The organism is Neobacillus driksii, from assembly GCF_013409995.1.
Classification (GTDB): Bacteria; Bacillota; Bacilli; order Bacillales; family Cytobacillaceae; genus Neobacillus; species Neobacillus driksii.
Window position 1 is genome coordinate 105,649 of record NZ_JACCBX010000010.1, and the last position, 18,574, is coordinate 124,222.

21 protein-coding genes and 1 other RNA gene are annotated in these 18,574 nt (G+C 37.7%); 15 read left to right on the forward strand and 7 right to left on the reverse strand.

Annotation, left to right across the window (positions count from 1 at the left end; all coding sequences use genetic code 11):
• Window positions 1–12 precede the first annotated feature (12 nt).
• From F4694_RS21675 to F4694_RS21705, 7 genes are all read left to right on the forward strand, one after another.
• A complete protein-coding gene (locus F4694_RS21675; protein WP_179601799.1) occupies window positions 13–705 on the forward strand; it encodes a DUF2953 domain-containing protein in 693 nt (230 codons plus the stop codon).
• A gap of 17 nt (window positions 706–722) precedes the next feature.
• Window positions 723–1,214, forward strand: coding sequence for a GerW family sporulation protein (gene ytfJ / locus F4694_RS21680; RefSeq protein ID WP_179601801.1), 492 nt, complete (start codon window positions 723–725; stop codon window positions 1,212–1,214).
• Between the two features lie 167 nt (window positions 1,215–1,381).
• Window positions 1,382–1,882: a thiol peroxidase gene (gene tpx, locus F4694_RS21685; protein WP_179601803.1), complete on the forward strand. Its 501-nt coding sequence runs from the start codon at window positions 1,382–1,384 to the stop codon at window positions 1,880–1,882.
• Window positions 1,883–1,946: 64 nt separating this feature from the next.
• A complete protein-coding gene (locus F4694_RS21690) occupies window positions 1,947–2,930 on the forward strand; it encodes a class I SAM-dependent methyltransferase (protein WP_179601804.1) in 984 nt (327 codons plus the stop codon).
• Window positions 2,931–3,170: 240 nt separating this feature from the next.
• A complete protein-coding gene (locus F4694_RS21695; protein ID WP_179601806.1) occupies window positions 3,171–4,358 on the forward strand; it encodes an acetate kinase in 1,188 nt (395 codons plus the stop codon).
• A 109-nt stretch (window positions 4,359–4,467) separates the two neighbouring features.
• A complete protein-coding gene (locus F4694_RS21700) occupies window positions 4,468–5,304 on the forward strand; it encodes an EcsC family protein (RefSeq protein WP_179601808.1) in 837 nt (278 codons plus the stop codon).
• 1 nt (window position 5,305) lies between these two features.
• Window positions 5,306–5,818 (forward strand): MogA/MoaB family molybdenum cofactor biosynthesis protein, encoded by a 513-nt coding sequence (locus F4694_RS21705; RefSeq protein WP_179601810.1) that lies wholly within the window; start codon window positions 5,306–5,308, stop codon window positions 5,816–5,818.
• A gap of 35 nt (window positions 5,819–5,853) precedes the next feature.
• Here F4694_RS21705 and F4694_RS21710 read toward each other — a convergent pair whose 3' ends face one another.
• Complete coding sequence (locus F4694_RS21710) at window positions 5,854–6,168, reverse strand: hypothetical protein (RefSeq protein WP_179601812.1); 315 nt, start codon at window positions 6,166–6,168, stop codon at window positions 5,854–5,856.
• A gap of 68 nt (window positions 6,169–6,236) precedes the next feature.
• Entirely contained in the window at window positions 6,237–6,695 is a 459-nt protein-coding gene (locus F4694_RS21715) for a universal stress protein (RefSeq protein WP_179601814.1), read from the reverse strand.
• 104 nt (window positions 6,696–6,799) lie between these two features.
• Between F4694_RS21715 and F4694_RS21720 the strand changes: the two genes are divergently transcribed.
• The 3 genes from F4694_RS21720 to ald all read left to right on the forward strand — a co-directional run bounded on the left by F4694_RS21720 (window position 6,800) and on the right by ald (window position 8,627).
• Entirely contained in the window at window positions 6,800–6,958 is a 159-nt protein-coding gene (locus tag F4694_RS21720; protein WP_179601816.1) for a hypothetical protein, read from the forward strand.
• Window positions 6,959–7,100: 142 nt separating this feature from the next.
• A complete protein-coding gene (locus F4694_RS21725) occupies window positions 7,101–7,358 on the forward strand; it encodes a hypothetical protein (protein ID WP_179601818.1) in 258 nt (85 codons plus the stop codon).
• Between the two features lie 147 nt (window positions 7,359–7,505).
• Window positions 7,506–8,627 (forward strand): alanine dehydrogenase, encoded by a 1,122-nt coding sequence (gene ald, locus F4694_RS21730; RefSeq protein ID WP_179601820.1) that lies wholly within the window; start codon window positions 7,506–7,508, stop codon window positions 8,625–8,627.
• Between the two features lie 95 nt (window positions 8,628–8,722).
• Here the strand turns inward: ald and ssrS are convergent.
• Window positions 8,723–8,919: non-coding RNA, 6S RNA (gene ssrS, locus F4694_RS21735), on the reverse strand.
• A 55-nt stretch (window positions 8,920–8,974) separates the two neighbouring features.
• On the reverse strand, window positions 8,975–10,072 hold the full coding sequence (locus tag F4694_RS21740) for a M24 family metallopeptidase (protein WP_179601822.1): 1,098 nt from the start codon (window positions 10,070–10,072) through the stop codon (window positions 8,975–8,977).
• Window positions 10,073–10,247: 175 nt separating this feature from the next.
• On the opposite strand from F4694_RS21740, the gene F4694_RS21745 reads away from it, so the two are divergent.
• The 3 genes from F4694_RS21745 to F4694_RS21755 all read left to right on the forward strand — a co-directional run bounded on the left by F4694_RS21745 (window position 10,248) and on the right by F4694_RS21755 (window position 12,678).
• Window positions 10,248–10,928, forward strand: coding sequence for a metal-dependent hydrolase (locus F4694_RS21745; protein ID WP_179601824.1), 681 nt, complete (start codon window positions 10,248–10,250; stop codon window positions 10,926–10,928).
• Between the two features lie 66 nt (window positions 10,929–10,994).
• On the forward strand, window positions 10,995–11,231 hold the full coding sequence (locus F4694_RS21750) for a hypothetical protein (RefSeq protein WP_179601826.1): 237 nt from the start codon (window positions 10,995–10,997) through the stop codon (window positions 11,229–11,231).
• 127 nt (window positions 11,232–11,358) lie between these two features.
• A complete protein-coding gene (locus tag F4694_RS21755) occupies window positions 11,359–12,678 on the forward strand; it encodes a CBS domain-containing protein (protein WP_179601828.1) in 1,320 nt (439 codons plus the stop codon).
• 37 nt (window positions 12,679–12,715) lie between these two features.
• Here F4694_RS21755 and F4694_RS21760 read toward each other — a convergent pair whose 3' ends face one another.
• Entirely contained in the window at window positions 12,716–13,024 is a 309-nt protein-coding gene (locus F4694_RS21760) for a YtpI family protein (protein ID WP_179601830.1), read from the reverse strand.
• Window positions 13,025–13,119: 95 nt separating this feature from the next.
• Between F4694_RS21760 and F4694_RS21765 the strand changes: the two genes are divergently transcribed.
• On the forward strand, window positions 13,120–14,064 hold the full coding sequence (locus F4694_RS21765; RefSeq protein WP_218895783.1) for a DHH family phosphoesterase: 945 nt from the start codon (window positions 13,120–13,122) through the stop codon (window positions 14,062–14,064).
• A gap of 38 nt (window positions 14,065–14,102) precedes the next feature.
• Here the strand turns inward: F4694_RS21765 and ytrI are convergent, their stop codons facing one another.
• Both ytrI and F4694_RS21775 read right to left on the reverse strand, forming a co-directional pair.
• On the reverse strand, window positions 14,103–14,606 hold the full coding sequence (gene ytrI, locus F4694_RS21770; RefSeq protein WP_179601832.1) for a sporulation membrane protein YtrI: 504 nt from the start codon (window positions 14,604–14,606) through the stop codon (window positions 14,103–14,105).
• Window positions 14,603–14,938, reverse strand: a complete 336-nt coding sequence (locus tag F4694_RS21775) for a YtrH family sporulation protein (protein WP_045524254.1) — start codon at window positions 14,936–14,938, stop codon at window positions 14,603–14,605. The genes ytrI and F4694_RS21775 overlap by 4 nt, the downstream gene beginning before the upstream one ends.
• A gap of 152 nt (window positions 14,939–15,090) precedes the next feature.
• Here F4694_RS21775 and dnaE point away from each other — a divergent pair, with 152 nt between their 5' ends.
• Window positions 15,091–18,453, forward strand: a complete 3,363-nt coding sequence (gene dnaE / locus F4694_RS21780; protein ID WP_179601833.1) for a DNA polymerase III subunit alpha — start codon at window positions 15,091–15,093, stop codon at window positions 18,451–18,453.
• Window positions 18,454–18,574: the final 121 nt, after the last annotated feature.

The following is an 18,574-nucleotide window of genomic DNA, read 5'->3' on the forward strand; positions in this document are numbered from 1 at the left end:
GGGTGTGAAAAAATGAATTGGCTGGTTATAGCACTCATTATTATCATTTTATTCATTCTACTAATCATTTTTTCGAAACTAACGATTCGCCTTAATTATTTTCATCATAATGATAACGATGAATTGAAAATACAGTTTAGAATCTGGTTTGGCTTAATTCGATACACAATGAATGTACCCCTTGTCAAAATTGATGATGACTCCCCAAGCATTGTCGTGAAGGGCAATACAAAAATGGGGGATTCAAGTGAAAAACAGTCCCCGACAAAGGAAGCGCAAATCACAAAAGATGGTATCATATCAAATTTTACTAACGCAAAAGAAATCTTCCAGCATGTGGTTAATGTCAATATCATCGTAAAGAAATTTATGAAAAAAATAGTAATCAAACATTTTGAATGGCATTCGTTAGTGGGGGTAGGTGATGCTGCACATACAGCGATCATAACGGGTGCACTTTGGACACTTAAGGGAAGTATTATGGGGATGCTCAGTCACTTTTTGAGGCTGAAGGAAATGCCGGTACTATCAATCACACCCCATTTTCAATTGGCTATTATCCAAACCCATATCACATGTATTTTTCAGTTTCGTATCGGGTATGCTATTTTAGCAGGATTAAAACTAATTAAATTTTGGAAGGGCGGACGCCCAAATCTCAAAATGGAAACTGCCTGTTCAAAGGAAAAAACTAAACCCGTGTAAAAGAGGAGGAAACAGCTATGTCTGAACATCCAATTCAAGGTTTAATGACGACTGCGATGGAAAGTTTAAAAGAAATGATTGACGTTAATACGATTATTGGTGATCCTGTTGAAACTCCTGACGGAAGTGTTATTCTTACCGTCTCCAAAGTGGGCTTTGGATTTGCCGCTGGTGGAAGTGAATTTAAACTAGACGGGTCACAATCAAAAGGACAAGAAGAAGGTAAAGGTTCTCCTTCAAAGCTTCCATTTGGCGGAGGTAGCGGTGGCGGAGTCTCGATAACTCCAATTGCTTTCCTAATTGTAAACTCAAAAGGTGTAAAAATGCTTCATCTTGATGAAAGTACCCACCTATATGAGAAGATTTTAGAATTGGCACCTCAGGCGGTGGATAAGATACAACAAATGTTCTCGAAGAAAAATGAGCAGCAGGGCTCTCAACAAAGCTCTCAGCAAGGTTCGCAGCAATACAAGCAAAACGAATCCCAAAAGCAAGAATTTGATATATAGGATAAAAAGTTAACTTCCACATAAACAAGGAGGTTAACTTTTTTCGTGAAAGTAAGAGCTTAAATCATTGCAAAAAGAATTCTGAAAAGATATATTTACACTGTACATAATTGTAATGAAGGCAAAATGGATTTGCTTTTGTTCGTACGAAAAAGGAGGATGTTAAAATGGCAAACGTAACTTTTAAGGGGAACCCAGTAACATTACTAGGTAACGAAGTAAAGGTAGGAGACAAAGCTCCTAATTTCAGTGTATTGGCGAACGATTTATCACCTGTAACCTTAGAAAATACAAAAGGTCAGGTACGTCTAATTAGCGCAGTTCCTTCTTTAGATACTGGCGTGTGTGATGCAGAAACTCGTCGTTTTAATGAAGAAGCTAATAGCTTAGGTGATGTAAAAATCCTAACTGTCAGTGTTGACCTGCCATTTGCACAAAAACGCTGGTGCGGAGCAAACGGAATTGAAAATGTTCAAACATTATCAGACCACCGCGACCTTTCCTTCGGTGAAGCATACGGTGTTGCAATTCAAGAGTTAAGATTATTAACTCGTGCAGTCTTTGTTGTAGATTCTACAGACACTGTTACGTATGTGGAATATGTAAGTGAGGCAACCAATCACCCAAACTATGAAGCAGCACTTGAAGCAGCTAGAAACGCAAAGTAATTTTTAATGGCGATTACGGCCTCGTCTATTGGATGAGGTCTTTTCTTTATTTGGAGGTGTTAGCATGAAAATCGCTCCAGTGGAACAGCTTTTCACACTATTTAATGAAACAGCTCTTGTTTTACAGGAAGAACTATCATGTACATATTTAGAGGCATTAGCCGAAACAGGTGAGAATTTATTTCACGGCTCAATCCTTCAGGAGGAAGTAAGTGAAATAACGGAAAAGAGACTCAATAAACAATACAAAGAAATCAATTTAGACAATTTTACAAAAGAAGAGATTCGTAAAGCGTATCAGCTGGTAATCTTAAAGGGAATGAAAGAAAATGTTCAGCCTAACCATCAGATGACACCTGATAGTGTGGGAATGCTGATTAGTTATCTAGTGGATAAGTTTATGGCCCAATCTTCCTTCCGATTATTAGATCCTGCCATCGGAACAGGTAATTTAGTAACAACGGTACTAAATCAATTGCAAAAAAATGTACAATCCATTGGTATTGATATTGATGACTTGTTAATTAAACTCGCCTATGTGAATGCAAATTTACAGGAACATCCGATTGAGCTTTTTAATCAGGATAGTCTCGAACCATTATTTATTGACCCCGTCGACGCGGTGATTGCTGATTTACCTGTTGGGTATTATCCAAATGATGTTCGCGCGTTAGATTACAAATTAAAAGCGGAAAAAGGTCATTCCTATGCTCACCATTTATTTATGGAGCAAAGTGTCCGCCACACCAAATCGGGAGGATATTTATTTTTTATCATTCCAAATGGCCTCTTTGAAAGTGATCAAGCACACCAGCTTCGTGATTTCTTTAAAGAAGAAGTCATTATTCAAGGGGTACTTCAACTGCCAATCAGTATGTTTAAGAATAAAAATGCAGCGAAAAGTATCTTAATCCTGCAGAAGAAGGGCGAAGGAATAGCTGCACCGAAACAAGCCTTACTTGCCAATCTTCCAAGCTTATCAAGTGCAGTAGAGATGGACAATATCTTGAAAAAAATTGATAAATGGTTTCAAGATAATAAGCGATAAAACCGGTATTTGTAACGGTTTTATCGCTTTTTTATTGGTTAAGAACAATTAGAATAATGTGAATAAATTTTCATTTTAAAGGTAACCGTTTCCATCCAATTTCCTCCTTGAAATGTAATATATACAGTGATTAAATGAGGTGAAGAAGCAATAAACGATGTCGGTTTCGCGCAAAATAACCTTGTACGGAGTATTGCCTTCCCGAACCGATGTTGTTTTATAAAAGGAGCGGTAAACGAAATGTCTAAAATTATTGCGATTAATGCAGGAAGTTCTTCCTTGAAATTTCAATTATTTGAAATGCCAAGTGAAGATGTTATTACGAAAGGGATTATTGAGAGAATCGGATTAAATGATTCAATCTTTACTATTTCTGTTAACGGTGAAAAAATTACCGAAACCATTGATATTCCTGACCATGAAGTTGGGGTAAAAATGCTGCTTGATAAGCTTACTACTTTAGGTATTATTCAATCATTAAATGAGATTGATGGAATTGGCCACCGTGTAGTGCATGGCGGAGAAGAGTTTAATGATTCCGCTCTAATTACAGAAGAAGTTCTTAAGAAAATTGAAGATTTATCAGAATTAGCTCCATTGCATAATCCTGCAAACGTTACAGGAATTAGAGCGTTTCAAGCTGTACTTCCTAACGTTCCAGCTGTTGCTGTTTTCGATACAGCTTTCCATCAAACTATGCCTGAAAGTTCTTATCTCTACAGCCTTCCATATGAATACTATGAGAAATACGGTATTCGTAAATATGGCTTCCATGGGACAAGTCACAAATATGTTTCCCAGCGTGCTGCTGAACTTCTAGGGCGTCCAGTGGAACAACTTAGACTCCTTTCTTGTCATTTGGGAAATGGTGCCAGTATTGCTGCTATTGAAGGTGGAAAATCAATCGATACCTCAATGGGCTTTACACCATTGGCTGGCGTAACTATGGGTACACGTTCAGGTAACATTGACCCTGCACTCATTCCTTTTATTATGGAAAAAACGAATAAGACTGCAGAAGAAGTTCTCGATGTATTAAATAAAAAGAGTGGAATGTTAGGTGTTTCTGGATTTTCTAGTGATTTAAGAGATATTGAAATTGAATCACGTAAAGGTAATGAACGGGCTCAGTTGGCGTTAGACGTTTTTGCTAATCGTATCCATAAATATATTGGTTCATATGCTTCACGTATGTTTGGTGTAGATGCGATCATCTTTACTGCTGGTATCGGTGAAAACAGTGATGTCGTACGTGAAAAGGTCTTAAAGGGTCTAGAATTTATGGGCGTTTATTGGGATCCAGCTTTAAATAAAATTAGAGGTGAGGAAAGATTTATAAACTATCCTCATTCACCTGTAAAAGTAATCGTTATTCCTACAAATGAAGAAGTAATGATTGCACGTGATGTTGTCCGTTTAGCACAATAATTGTTTAATAAAGGCAAACTGTCGTAAAGACGGTTTGTCTTTTCACATTTTTTAAGTATATTTCTTTGTGATATACTGGAAAGAAATAAGGAAGTTAGGGGGATTGCCTATGCCATTAACTGACCGGGAAACAGAGGTATTAAATGCAATTAAAGAGTGGGAGATGCAATTATTAAATTACGAGGCCAATGACCTGCAGCTTACGTATGAAAAATATTTAGAGCGTTCTTTCTCTTTATTACCTGAAAAGGTTCAAAATCAATTTTTTTCAGTTATTGATACCTGGTTGTTCCATTTGCACGGTATGATTCAGGGCTCCCAAATACAGATGGATGCAAAGGAAAGAATCCTATCTTCAGGTCGTGTGTTTCGTAAAGAATTGCACCAAATTGAAGATTTGAAAAAATTAGATATTGATCAGTTACAATACATAGCCATGCAGCAAATTGCAAGGCACCGATTATACTCGTTTGCACAGGGGGGCTTAGCGGGGACAGGTGGACCGCTTCTTTTGGGTACAGACATACCAGCGATGGCCGTTATAAATTTGAGGGCGGTACAATTAATTGCCATGACATATGGTTTTGAGGTGAATACACCCTATGAGATGATGAGTTCTTTAAAGGTTTTTCATACCGCTACATTACCTCCCCGTCTTCAAAAACAGGGGTGGGTGGTGTTGATGGACGAAATGAAAACAAGCCGTGATCATTACTTTTATGAAGGAAATGAAGAAATTACAGATGTAACTTGGCTGGAACAGCCCATTCAACAATTACTTAAAGCGATGGTCATTACGGTGTTCCGAAAAAAGCTGATTCAAGGTATTCCGCTAGTTAGTATGGCCATTGGGGCAGGGACTAATTATCAGTTAACAAGAAAAGTTACAGAATTCGCCCATAACTATTACCAATTGCGCTATCTTAATCAGAAAGAGGAAATCTAACATGAGTACAACGGAACATAAAGAAGGAGCTCCAAAAATTGTAAATTGTAAAGTCATTACCGTGAGTGATACAAGAAACAAGGACACAGATAAAAGTGGTAAGCTGATGATAGAATTGCTAGAACAGGCGGGGCATGCCATTGTTGACTATGTAATTGTAAGAGATGAAGCAGCTCCTATAAAAGAGGCCATTTTACAAGGATGTGAGCACGGTGATATTGATGTCATCCTAACTAATGGAGGGACAGGAATAGCAAAGCGCGATGTCACGATTGAAACTGTTCAAAGTTTATTAGATAAAGAAATAGTTGGATTTGGAGAATTATTCAGGATGTTGAGTTATCAGGAGGATATTGGCTCAGCAGCTATACTTTCACGTGCCATTGCCGGTGTAGTAAAGAATAAAGGTGTCTTTTCTACTCCAGGCTCTACAGGGGCAGTTAAGCTTGCAATGAATAAGTTAATCATTCCTGAGATTGGTCATGTAGTAAGAGAAATAAAAAAAGATTTATAGAATAAAATGAGCTCCCTACAGCGGGGAGCCCCTACTCAATTATGCATTTTTTCTGATACTGTTTGATTTGCTCGATACCAGAGCCATAAATCATTAATGATGGAAGCCAGTTCAGCTATCTCACTGTTTAATTCGCATGATTTTTTAAAATTACTTTCATTCGAAAGTTGTGCTTGCTTTTGATTAATCGTACTTTCAAGTTCTGCAATCCGATCCGGAATGGAACCTCGAATTTTTTCCCAATGAAATAGGATTTCCTGCTGTGTTTCCTCGCTATATTGTGCCCATTCCAATGTTAGATTGGGAATTGAAATACCGAGCCGTTGATCATATGAAAAATGTTCTTTCATGTGTTAGCCTCCAAGACAAGTTATTCCTTTTATTCTACAACACATCGAGAAAGCATTCACGATTTAATTTAGTCTATTTCAAGAGCTTTTTGTGTACGGACAATGAGGACATCACATGGGGAGTAACGGGTAATATGTTCTGAAACACTGCCAATCAAGAATCTTTCAACTGCATTCATACCAGTTGCTCCGCAAACAATTAAATCAATATCATGTTTTTTAGCGATTTCCTTTGGAATCTTCACTTTCGGAGATCCGTATTCGATTTCATAGTGGACATGGGTGACTCCTGCATCCAAGGCTTGGGTTTGATACTTTTCCAGCATATCAATGGCAAGTTTGTTCGCGCGTTCGGCAATATCTGGATCATATGAATCAATTAACAGAAATGACCTTGTGTCGATAACATGTGCTAATAACAATTTTGCTTCGTTTCTTTTAGCAATTTCAACCGATTTCTCTAGCGCCCACTCAGATTCTTTTGAACCGTCGATGGCAACTAAAATATGTTCATATCTTCCTCCCATGTTAATCCCTCCTCACCTAAATTATACAATATTTTCTAGGAGTAAGATGTTTCAATTTTTCGAAAAATAATAGTGGTAAAAATACATCGAAGGGAGAATGAATAATGCCTAAACGAGATCCAGGTAAGTCCTTTACATTTGAATTTAATGAGCAAGGAGCCAATGAGGTAAGTGAACAAATCTTAGACTCATACAATAGTGGCTTTATTGGACAAGATTTTGAAGTGACTAACGAGAATACGGCACAGAACACAGTGGAATAGGTATTTATAGAGCTCGCCACAGGCGAGTTTTCCTATGTAAATGTCTATTAATTTTCATATAGCGGGGCATTTACCCAAGAATCTCATTTTAAGCCTGCATATTCTTTTAATGTGTAAGGAATAAAAATGAGGAGGAACTAAAATGCAAGAAATGACTAATTATATAGGGGCAATTGATCCTAACGATCAAAGGTTTGGTTTTGGATTCGGCAGACCAGGATTTGGTTTTGGTGGCTTTGGCCGTCGCCGATTTGGTTTTGGATTTGGTTTACCATTCTTAGGGGGATTAGCACTAGGTGCAGCATTAAGTCCAAGACCATACTATTATCCGTACCCATACCCATACCCATACCCTTATCCATATCCATATTACGGGTATCCATACTACCCTTGGTATTAAGTATTGCTAATGAAAAGAGCTTTGCGACCGCAGAGCTCTTAATAATGATTTTAAGAAAAATGCAATTTATAAAAGGTTTGGGATTTCTACAATTTTTTGGTAAAATTAAAGTGTTTTCAAAGTAAAGTATTTATTGGGGGTAAATAGATGCAAATCGGTATACCTAAAGAAATAAAAAATAATGAAAATCGTGTTGCGATGACACCAGCTGGAGTTTTTAATATACTTAAATTTGGACACGAAGTTTATATTGAAAAAGGAGCAGGGCAAGGTTCCGGATTCACAGATGAAGATTACGTGTCTGCCGGTGCAAAAATAGTAGATACTGCTTCTGAAGCATGGTCAATGGAAATGGTGATGAAGGTTAAAGAACCTCTGCCAGATGAATACCAATATTTCCGTGAAGGATTAATTTTATTTACATACTTACACTTAGCTCCTGAGCCTGAATTAACAAAGGCTTTAATTGATAATAAGGTAGTTGGTATCGCATATGAGACAGTACAACTGCAAAATAGATCCTTACCTTTATTAACGCCAATGAGTGAAGTGGCTGGGAGAATGGCTGCACAAATTGGAGCACAATTTCTAGAAAAAGTTCATGGCGGAAAAGGAATTTTACTTTCTGGAGTACCTGGAGTGCAAAGAGGGTCTGTTACAATTATCGGCGGTGGTGTAGCAGGAACTAATGCTGCGAAAATGGCAATTGGACTTGGTGCAAAAGTTACGATTATTGACCTAAATCCAGAACGCCTCCGGCAGTTAGATGATATCTTTGGCTCGGATGTTACAACCTTGATATCCAACCCTTATAATATCGCTGAAGCTGTAAAGGGTTCTGACGTTGTTATCGGTGCAGTACTAATTCCAGGAGCTAAAGCGCCAAAACTAGTAACAGAAGAAATGATTCAATCGATGAACCCTGGAAGTGTAGTAGTTGATATTGCAATTGACCAAGGCGGGATTTTTGAAACAACTGACCGGATAACTACACACGATAACCCAACATACATTAAACATGGGGTTGTTCATTACGCGGTTGCGAATATGCCTGGAGCGGTACCAAGAACATCCACCATCGCTTTAACAAACGTGACAGTACCTTACGCCATCCAAATAGCCAATAAAGGTTTTAGACAGGCCTGCCTAGAGAATGAAGCATTGCTTAAGGGGATTAATACACTTGGCGGCTTTGTAACTTATGAAGCAGTCGCAGAAGCTCACGGTCTGCATTACTCGGATACAAGAACTTTACTTGGACAAATGTAATATAAGTAGAAAAGGAAGAGATTGATCTCTTCCTTTTCATATGCACAAAAATAAAGCCAGCTTCAAATCGAAGCTGGCAGTTGAATTTCATAGATTATAGAGCCGCATTTGCCGTACCTCATATAAGAAAGTTTTAAACCACCACTCCTCAAAGTGGGTGTTCGCAGAAGCCTTCCTGCTTGTCCTCCATGTCGTATAGACAGAGGCTTGTCATTATAGCTCCGATAGTAAAACTCCCTTTTACAGCTTAAAGGTTAAAACTTTATTATCACTACGAGCAACGCAGCTTGTATAAGAATAATACTTCAATTTCCTCAATAGTGCAATGGTAAAAGTAACTAAATTATCTACCTAATGATTTGTAATTCCTTAGGGAATTTGGTCAAAACCTTAGCTCCATCCGTGGTAATGAACACATCGTCCTCAATACGTACTCCTGCTACCCCAGGTACATAAATGCCTGGTTCGATGGTATAAACCATTCCTTCTTCAATAATCAATTGATTTGTTTCTGTCATCGAAGGATACTCGTGTACACTGATTCCAAGTCCATGACCGAGACGATGCGGGAAGTATTCCCCGTAGCCTGCTTCTGATATAATTCTTCGCGCTGTTAAGTCAATCACAGCAGCAGTTACCCCTGGTTTACTAGCCTCTATAGCAGCAAGTTGTCCTTTTAGGACGGTATCATATATTTCTTTTTGTTTATCATTTATATCACCATACGCAACGGTTCTTGTAATATCTGAACAATAACGGTCTACTACTACACCTAAATCGAATAAGACTAAATCACCCTTTTGGATTTTTGTGGTTCCTGGGTTTCCATGAGGGGACGCAGCGTTTGCTCCTGTCAGGACCATGGTTGAAAATGACATTTCTGTTACGCCTTTTTTCTTTAGCGCATATTCAACTGCGTTTAGAACATCTAATTCTGTTCGACCTTCTTTAATTTCACTGCAGCCAACTTCGATAGCAAAATCAGCCAATGCACACGCTTCCTCAATAATTTTTAATTCCTTTGCATCTTTAATCATCCGCAGTTTTCTCATTTTTTCCTCAGCGGAAGTAAAAGCAGCATTTGGAAATAACGATGTCAAACGCTCATAACGTTCTACGTTCATATGTTCTTTTTCAATTGCGACGGTTCGGACAGTACTGATTCTATTATTGATTGAGGTATGTACTAATTCCCATGGGTTATCGATATCGCTATAGCCGATAATTTCTTGGTTCCAGCCTGAGCTTTTGACATCATGGACCTCCATTCCAGGACACACAAGGAAGGGCTCTTCTTCTTGAAAAACGGCTAGAGCAAGTAAACGTTCATGTGGATTTGAGAAAAATCCGCTTAAATAATATACATTTTCAGAAGAGGTGATAAAGCTGACTTCAATCCCATTTTCCTTCATCCATGCTTGAAGCTTGTGCAAACGTTGATTCATTTTTTTTCTCCTCCTAAACTATAAATTCCTATTTGAGGGTATCAATTTTATGTCCATGTGTAAACAATCTTACTATAGCATGTGCTAATTTACCCTATTTATGGATATAAATGAGGAAGGATTTTAGAAATTTTTATGGAAGTACATACTATAAAGTTTTTGGAGGAGATGGCTGATGAAAATATCTTATCATGGACATTCGGTTGTTCAAATTGAATTGGATGGGAAAAGAATCATCATTGATCCATTTATTAATGGTAATCAATTAACGGATTTAAAAGTGGAAAATCTAAATTTAGATGTCATTATCTTAACTCATGGTCACAATGATCACGTCGGTGATACCGTTGAGTTAGCCAAAAGAAACAATGCACTAGTAATCGCTAATCATGAGATTTCTACATTCTTAAGCTGGCAGGGTGTCAATACGCATGCTATGCATATTGGCGGGGCCCATCAATTTGATTTTGGAAAAGTAAAATTAACACAAGCATTTCATGGATCAAGCTATACCACAGAAAATAATGAAATAATCTATTGCGGTATGCCTGCGGGTATCCTATTTATGGCAGAAGGAAAAACAATCTATCATGCTGGTGATACAGCATTATTTTCGGATATGAAACTTATTGGTGAGAGACATCCGATTGATTTAGCATTCCTGCCAATTGGTGATAATTTTACGATGGGGCCGGAGGATGCAGCCTATGCAGCAAACTTGTTAGGAGCTAGAACAATTGTCCCAATCCATTACAATACATTCCCGCCAATTAAGCAGGATCCTAAACAGTTTATTGAAATGCTTGAAAATAAGAATGGGAAAGTTCTAGAGCCTGGCGAATTTATAGAATTATAATACTTTTTTATCCCTTCTATGCATAAAGTAATACAAGCAGTTAGTATGGAGGGGAGACGAAAACAATTGAAAAAAAACAGATATTTACTTTGCCTTTTACTTTGTGGATTCATGCTTTATTTTGCTGTTCCAAGACTATCGATACAAGCAGAAGGTCTTGAAGGGATTTTTTCGATTTCATGGCTTGCGTTTGCGTTAATTGTTATTGCGGGAAATCTCACAGCAATGTTATATAGCCCAAAAACAGCAGCCAAAAAACGACAGCAGCTTAGAGTTAACAAAAAATCACGCTCTTATTATTGATAACCATACTACAAGGGGAGCCTGTAAAAACGGCTCTTTTTGTGTTGGTTTATTATTCAAATTAATGGTATAAATAATATATCAATTCTTATTATTAATTAAAGGGTTAAAGAAATGGGTGAAGGTCTTGGCTACAAAACATGAACAGATTTTGCAATATATTGATGAACTTCCTGTTGGGGAAAAAATATCAGTACGGCAAATCGCCAAGGCGATGACTGTTAGTGAAGGTACAGCTTACAGAGCAATCAAGGAAGCTGAAAATAAAGGCTATGTAAGTACAATCGAACGTGTAGGTACGATTAGGATTGAACGAAAGAAAAAAGAGAATATTGAAAAGCTTACTTTTGCAGAAGTCGTTAATATTGTGGAGGGTCAGGTTTTAGGCGGCAAGACTGGCTTACACAAAACGCTGAATAAATTTGTTATCGGTGCCATGAAACTTGAAGCAATGATGCGCTATACTGGTCCTGACAATCTGTTAATCGTCGGAAATCGTACACAGGCTCAGGAACTTGCATTGAAAGCTGGTGCTGCTGTCTTAATAACCGGAGGATTCGATACCGAGGACCATATCAAGAAGCTTGCTGATAGTCTAGAAATGCCGATTATTTCAACAAGTTATGATACGTTTACAGTGGCTACCATGATAAACCGGGCTATTTATGACCAGTTGATAAAGAAAGAAATTATACTGGTGGAGGATATCTTAACACCACTTACTGAGACTTTTTATCTTAAAACTTCTGATAAGGTTTCTAGGTGGCATACTCTTAATCTTGAAACTACACATAGCCGTTATCCGGTTGTAGATCAGAACATGAAGATTCAGGGGATGGTAACTGCTAAAGATATCATGGGGCAGGAGTCTGATACGACCATTGAAAAGATTATGACAAAACAGCCGATGACTGTTTCTGGTAAAACAAGTGTGGCATCAACCGCACATATGATGGTCTGGGAAGGAATTGAAGTTCTTCCGGTTGTTGATGATACCAATCGTCTTGAAGGGATCATTAGCAGGCAGGATGTATTAAAAGCCTTACAGATGAATCAGCGTCAGCCGCAAGTAGGAGAGACACTTGATGATATTGTTACAAACCAAATGGTGTTAATGCGTGGAAAAGCCAAAGGGGAAGAAGTGTATACCTGTGAAGTTACTCCCCAAATGACAAACCATCTGGGTACGATTTCTTACGGGGTTTTTACCACGGTTGTTTCGGATGCTGCGAACAGGATATTACGGAGCTATAAAAAAGGTGATTTGGTTGTTGAGAATATGACCATTTACTTTTTAAAGCCTGTTCAGATGGAAAGTATTTTAGAAATTTATCCGAGAGTGCTGGAAGTGGGCCGTAAATTTGGTAAGGTCGATGTCGAAGTCTTTAATGATGGGATCTTAGTTGGTAAGGCTATGATGATGTGTCAGCTGATTGATCGAAATTAGAAAATGAAAAAGCCGCTTGAAAATAAGCGGCTATCATTTATTTAGCATTGTAACTGGCTGCTTCTTCTTCGGCATATGGGAGATAATGTTTATACTTTTTAAACCCAACCCAAGTAAAGATTCCGCCATACACAATAAAGATGATTGAGACAATTAGGGTGACCGTCGTTTGCGAAATAAAGAATAAATGATTAATGCCAAATAAGAAGACAAATAGACCAAGTGCTATATTCGATTTGGCACTGAGCCATTTCTTTTCCACTGGACGGCTGGTTCGAAAGTATTTGGTTTTATAAAATAAATAAAAAGCAAATAGTATGACTATGAAAAAAACTAGAACTGACATTACCTTTCCTCCAAGTTAAAAATTCTCTTATTAATTGTACATATTATTTTAAAAAAATACTACCCTTGCTTCAAAACAATAGAGAGGTGATCACATTGAATGAAAAAATTTTAGAAATGATCGAACAATATGAGACCATAATCGTACATCGCCATGTGCGTCCAGATCCAGATGCATACGGTTCACAATGTGGATTAGTTGAGATTCTAAAAGCATCATATCCAAATAAAAAGGTGTATGCAGTTGGAAAAGAAGAAAGGTCGCTCCATTTTATGCGCCGTCTGGATTCTATTCCTGATGAGGTATACAAAGGAGCACTGGTTATTGTTTGTGACACCGCTAATGAGGAACGAATTTGTGATAAAAGATATTCATTAGGGGATAAACTAATCAAAATAGACCATCATCCCAACGAAGATCCTTATGGTGATTTATTGTGGGTGGATACAACGGCAAGTTCATGTAGTGAGATGATTTATGAATTTTATTTATTTGGTAAGGATAGAGGGTTAAAATTAAATGATGCTGCTGCAAGGCTTTTATTTGGCGGGATTGTTGGTGATACAGGAAGATTCCTATTTCCAAGCACGACAGACAAAACCTTTGCTTATGCAGGGGAACTCATTCATTATGATTTTTCTCGTACCGAGCTTTTTGACAAAATGTACGAGCGTGATACCAATATTATTAAATTAAACGGCTATATTCTTCAAAACTTTGAAATGCAGGATAATGGTGTAGCTTCTGTGATGCTAACAAAGGAGCTATTGGATGAATACAACGCAGAGCCATCAGAGGCTTCATTACTAGTTGGGACTTTAGGCGATGTAAAAGGTATTAAAGCATGGGTGTTTTTTATTGAAGAAGAAGATCAAATCAGGGTACGTTTACGTTCAAAAGGTCCAGTCATTAATGGTGTTGCAAGAAAGTTTAAAGGCGGGGGACATCCACTTGCTTCTGGTGCATCAATCCATTCGTGGGATGAGGTTGAGAATGTAGTAAAAGAACTAAGCGCTGTTTGTGACAACTATCAATCATAATGCAAAGAATCGGCCGCGTACGCAGGCCGATTCTTTGATTATTGTTCGAATTCTATTTCTAATTGAATGGAAAGGGTGGTGAAGATAACCATTTCCTTGACCTTAAGTTTGTATCGTTTGTCGTTTATTTTAACGGGTTTATTTTGAATAATTTTCTTGATTAATTCTTTGCTTTTATAGACGGTATCAATGTCCTTTGCAAGCATCATACTAATATCATCTTTTACGGAGTCTTCAATTTCAGAAACACTTAACATATCCAGTTTGTATTTTTCCCCGTTGATTATTTTGACGTTGATTTTTTGAGTCGTCAACTGCTCAATCGTCCGCTTATTTATTTCTTTATATTCTTCCTGCCAAATCTTTTTTTCGTTTTCAAGGTCAATAATTTTTTCGCTCTGTTTATCAATGAGTGCAGTATGCTTCTCTTGCCACACTCCAAAAATATAGATAAAAATACACCAACTTATAGCGCCGCCTATAGCCATTCCTGCAAAAAAACGCTGCCATGAAGGTCGTCGATAATAGGGAGGAATTCTCACGATATATACTCCTGTGTTAACCAATTAATAATGAGTGCGCCTGTCTGGGCACCGCCTAATGCTGAAAGGATAATAAGGAGCTGTTTAAAAATGTCCCTTGTTTCTGCATTAAATAACCCTCTCTCAAAGGTGTAAACTGCATCAAAGGTTCCGCCGATAGCAGCGACAATTGCCCATATTCTTAAGTCTGTCGACAGCCTGTAAACAGCTGTAAGCGGTGGTTGTCCAGTTAGAAAGGCAGCGATTCCACCAATTAAGGAACCGCCTAGAATAACGCCCAATGCAATAAAATAACTTTCAATAAATGTAGGAAAAAAACCAATTTCTTTCATAACCTCAACCGCCCTCACGGAATATCAATACCCTTATACATTTATATGGACAAACAAGCTTGATTATGAATTTAAAAATAAGAACATATTTTCCTTTTTTTGAGTTTGGCTCTATAATATAAGTAAGAGTTTTTATTGGAAGGGGTGACAAAATGTCTTTTATTCACCTTCATGTTTATAGTGCTTATAGCTTGTTAACAAGCACAGCTTCGGTTCAAGAATTGGTTCATAATGCAAAGAAAAAAGGATTTAAGGCGATTGCATTAACCGATAGAAATGTGATGTATGGAAGTATTGAATTTTATAAATTATGTCTCAAAAACAATATTCAACCGATTATGGGGTTAACCGTTGATGTAGAAAGTGAACACAGGGAGGAAGAATCATTTCCATTAGTCCTGCTTGCTGAAAATGAAAAGGGGTTTAAAAACCTTTTAAAAATTTCTAGTGCCGTTCAAACGAAAGCGGCAACCGGTATTCCTTTTAAATGGTTAAAACATTATGCAGAAGGACTTATTGCCATTTCTCCAGGGATTGAAGGAGAGATTGAACAAAATCTATTAAGCAATCAACCTGAAGAAGCGATCGCTATCATAAAAAAACTTCAGCTTATCTTTGGCAAAAAGTCATTTTTTTTATGTGTCCAAAACCATCACTTAGAGGACGAAGCAATCGTAACAAAGAGGATTCAAGGTATTGCCGAGGAGCTAAGTATTCCATTAGTGGCTACAAATAGAGTTCATTACATAGACCAAGAAGATATGTTTGCTCATGAATGTCTATTAGCAATAAAAAATGGTGATAAACTTCAGGATGAGCACCGGGAAAGACTTGAAAGCGATCAATTTTATTTAAAAAGTGCAAATGAAATGGTAGAGGCATTTCCTGAATTACCCGAGGCCTTAGAGAACAGTATTACAATCGCAAGAAGGTGCATGGTAAATATCGAATTGAACAAAACCTATTTACCTGAATATCCGACAGAAAATAAGCTGTCAGCGGAAGATTACTTGGAAATTCTCTGTCAGAAAGGGTTAAAGGAGCGCTTTACTTCCCCTTCTAAAGAACACTATGAACGATTGTCTTATGAATTGTCAGTCATTAATTCCATGAAATTTAGTAACTACTTTTTAATTGTTTGGGATTTTATGAGATATGCCAGAGAGCATGGTATTTTGACCGGTCCAGGCAGGGGATCTGCTGCAGGATCACTTGTTGCCTATGTTTTGTATATTACCGATGTGGACCCGTTATCACATCAGTTATTATTCGAACGCTTTTTAAATCCAGAGCGAATATCGATGCCGGATATAGATATAGATTTTCCGGATCATCGTCGGGATGAAGTAATTGAATATGTTGCAAAAAAATACGGTGAATTACATGTTGCACAAATTGTTACGTTTGGAACCATGGCTGCTAAGGGTGCGCTAAGAGATGTTGGCAGGGCTTTTGGATTGAATACGAAGGAATTAGAACAGCTGTCTAGACGCATTCCCGCGCGTCTGGGAATTAGCCTTAAAGACGCCTATAAAGAATCGCAGCCACTTAGAGCCTTTATTGATGAAAGCCCAATGAATCGAAAACTCTATGAAACCGCATTAAAACTTGAGGGACTACCTCGCCATACTTCTACACATGCTGCAGGTGTCGTTATTAGTGAGAAGCAGCTCATTGAGTTAATTCCCATTCAACAGGGACATAATCAGGTGTATTTAACCCAGTATTCAATGGAGCATCTTGAGGAAATAGGCTTACTGAAAATGGATTTTCTTGGGTTGAGAAATTTATCATTAATCGAATCGATCTTATCTTCTATTCAAAAGAAAACGGGAAGAAAAGTGGATATTAAAACGATATCATTAAATGATGAAAAAACATTCGAACTTTTGGCAAGAGGAGAGACCACAGGTATTTTTCAGTTAGAATCAGACGGGATGAGGAAGGTATTATCGCGCTTACAGCCGTCACGCTTTGAAGATATCGTTGCTGTTAATGCTTTATATCGTCCAGGACCAATGGAGAATATTCCGCTTTTTATTGACCGAAAACATGGGAACGAAGCAGTGGAGTACCCGCATGAGGATTTGAAACCAATCCTGGAGAATACATATGGAGTCATTGTATATCAGGAGCAAATAATGCAAATTGCCTCAAAAATGGCCGGTTTTTCCCTCGGTGAAGCAGATTTGCTGCGGCGGGCGGTAGGGAAAAAACAAAAGGATGTTTTGGACAGGGAACGAAACCATTTTGTCCAAGGTGCTTTAAAGAAAGGTTATAATGTCGCACTTGCAAATGATATTTATGATTTAATTGTTCGATTTGCAAATTATGGTTTTAATCGAAGTCATGCTGTGGCATACAGTTTGATTGCATACCAGCTTGCCTATTTAAAAGCCAATTACCCCCTTTATTTTATGGCTGGGTTGTTAACATCCGCAATTGGGAATGAAACCAAAATAGCCCAATATATTTTGGAAACAAAACAAAAGGATATTGAAATCCTGCCTCCTTCCATTAATTACAGCGGGTTTTCCTTTCAAGTAGAGAGGTCTGGTGTCAGATACAGCCTTGCAGCGATTAAAAGTGTAGGTGCGGCAGCATTAAGAGAAATTTTTCAAGCAAGGAAAAGTAAAAAGTTTGAGGATTTATTTGATTTTTGCACAAGGGTATCTTCAAAAGCAATTAATCGAAAGACACTGGAGGTTCTCGTTCATTCTGGAAGCTTTGATGAATTTAAAGAAGATCGTGCAGTCCTGCTTGCAAGTTTGGATGTTGCCCTGGAACACGCGCAATTATTTAAGGTGGATGAATCAAGCCAAGTGGAATTATTTCATGAGGAATTCCAGCTTAAGCCGAAATATGTCCAAGTAGATCCTATTAGACTAGAGGATAAGCTTGCTTTTGAAAAAGAGGCTCTTGGCTTTTACCTGTCAGATCACCCAGTCTCGATTTTTGAAAAAAGACTTAAACAAGCTGGAGCAAATGCTTTATTTGAATTCTCGGCGAACCAAAGACGAGCTGCTGCTGGTGTGTATATAACATCTATACGGAAAATCAGAACAAAAAAAGGGGATTCCATGGCTTTCCTAAATGTAAGTGATTCAAGTGGTGAAATGGAAGCTGTTGCTTTTCCAGCAGTTTACAAAAAATATTCTCACTTGATGGAACCCGGGGGGTTTGCTGTTATAGAAGGGAAAGTGGAGGAACGTGAAGGGAAGCTTCAATTTATTGTTCAACAAGCCTCTGAAATCGATACATGGTTGAATACAAAAACAAAGCAGGACTCAATATTATATTTAAAAATAGCCAATGAAAAACAAGACGAGCACTCCCTAAACCACTTAAAACAATTATTTAAAGCAAATACTGGGCAAACGAAAGTAGTTTTACACTATGAAACCAGCAGGAAAACGATCAGACTGGGTAGTGAGTTTATGATTCACCCAAGCGATAATCTCATGAAAGGATTACGTGATTTTCTGGGAACAGACAATGTAGTTTTAAAAGAATAATTCTTTACAACTCTTGCAGATGTGTTATAGTGGTAAATGAAGATGGTGTGGTCTGACCACTAAAAAACAGACTATGATTCATTGTATTTATCGATATCTTTTTGTACTAATTGAAGGGGTG

What these genes read in the sequence shown, in the direction of transcription:
- F4694_RS21675 (WP_179601799.1), top strand. Translation starts at nt 13, where the DNA reads ATGAATTGGCTGGTTATAGCACTCATTATTATCATTTTATTCATTCTA.
- ytfJ (WP_179601801.1), top strand. Translation starts at nt 723, where the DNA reads ATGTCTGAACATCCAATTCAAGGTTTAATGACGACTGCGATGGAAAGT.
- tpx (WP_179601803.1), top strand. Translation starts at nt 1,382, where the DNA reads ATGGCAAACGTAACTTTTAAGGGGAACCCAGTAACATTACTAGGTAAC.
- F4694_RS21690 (WP_179601804.1), top strand. Translation starts at nt 1,947, where the DNA reads ATGAAAATCGCTCCAGTGGAACAGCTTTTCACACTATTTAATGAAACA.
- F4694_RS21695 (WP_179601806.1), top strand. Translation starts at nt 3,171, where the DNA reads ATGTCTAAAATTATTGCGATTAATGCAGGAAGTTCTTCCTTGAAATTT.
- F4694_RS21700 (WP_179601808.1), top strand. Translation starts at nt 4,468, where the DNA reads ATGCCATTAACTGACCGGGAAACAGAGGTATTAAATGCAATTAAAGAG.
- F4694_RS21705 (WP_179601810.1), top strand. Translation starts at nt 5,306, where the DNA reads ATGAGTACAACGGAACATAAAGAAGGAGCTCCAAAAATTGTAAATTGT.
- F4694_RS21710 (WP_179601812.1), bottom strand. Translation starts at nt 6,168, where the DNA reads ATGAAAGAACATTTTTCATATGATCAACGGCTCGGTATTTCAATTCCC.
- F4694_RS21715 (WP_179601814.1), bottom strand. Translation starts at nt 6,695, where the DNA reads ATGGGAGGAAGATATGAACATATTTTAGTTGCCATCGACGGTTCAAAA.
- F4694_RS21720 (WP_179601816.1), top strand. Translation starts at nt 6,800, where the DNA reads ATGCCTAAACGAGATCCAGGTAAGTCCTTTACATTTGAATTTAATGAG.
- F4694_RS21725 (WP_179601818.1), top strand. Translation starts at nt 7,101, where the DNA reads ATGCAAGAAATGACTAATTATATAGGGGCAATTGATCCTAACGATCAA.
- ald (WP_179601820.1), top strand. Translation starts at nt 7,506, where the DNA reads ATGCAAATCGGTATACCTAAAGAAATAAAAAATAATGAAAATCGTGTT.
- F4694_RS21740 (WP_179601822.1), bottom strand. Translation starts at nt 10,072, where the DNA reads ATGAATCAACGTTTGCACAAGCTTCAAGCATGGATGAAGGAAAATGGG.
- F4694_RS21745 (WP_179601824.1), top strand. Translation starts at nt 10,248, where the DNA reads ATGAAAATATCTTATCATGGACATTCGGTTGTTCAAATTGAATTGGAT.
- F4694_RS21760 (WP_179601830.1), bottom strand. Translation starts at nt 13,024, where the DNA reads ATGTCAGTTCTAGTTTTTTTCATAGTCATACTATTTGCTTTTTATTTA.
- F4694_RS21775 (WP_045524254.1), bottom strand. Translation starts at nt 14,938, where the DNA reads ATGAAAGAAATTGGTTTTTTTCCTACATTTATTGAAAGTTATTTTATT.
- dnaE (WP_179601833.1), top strand. Translation starts at nt 15,091, where the DNA reads ATGTCTTTTATTCACCTTCATGTTTATAGTGCTTATAGCTTGTTAACA.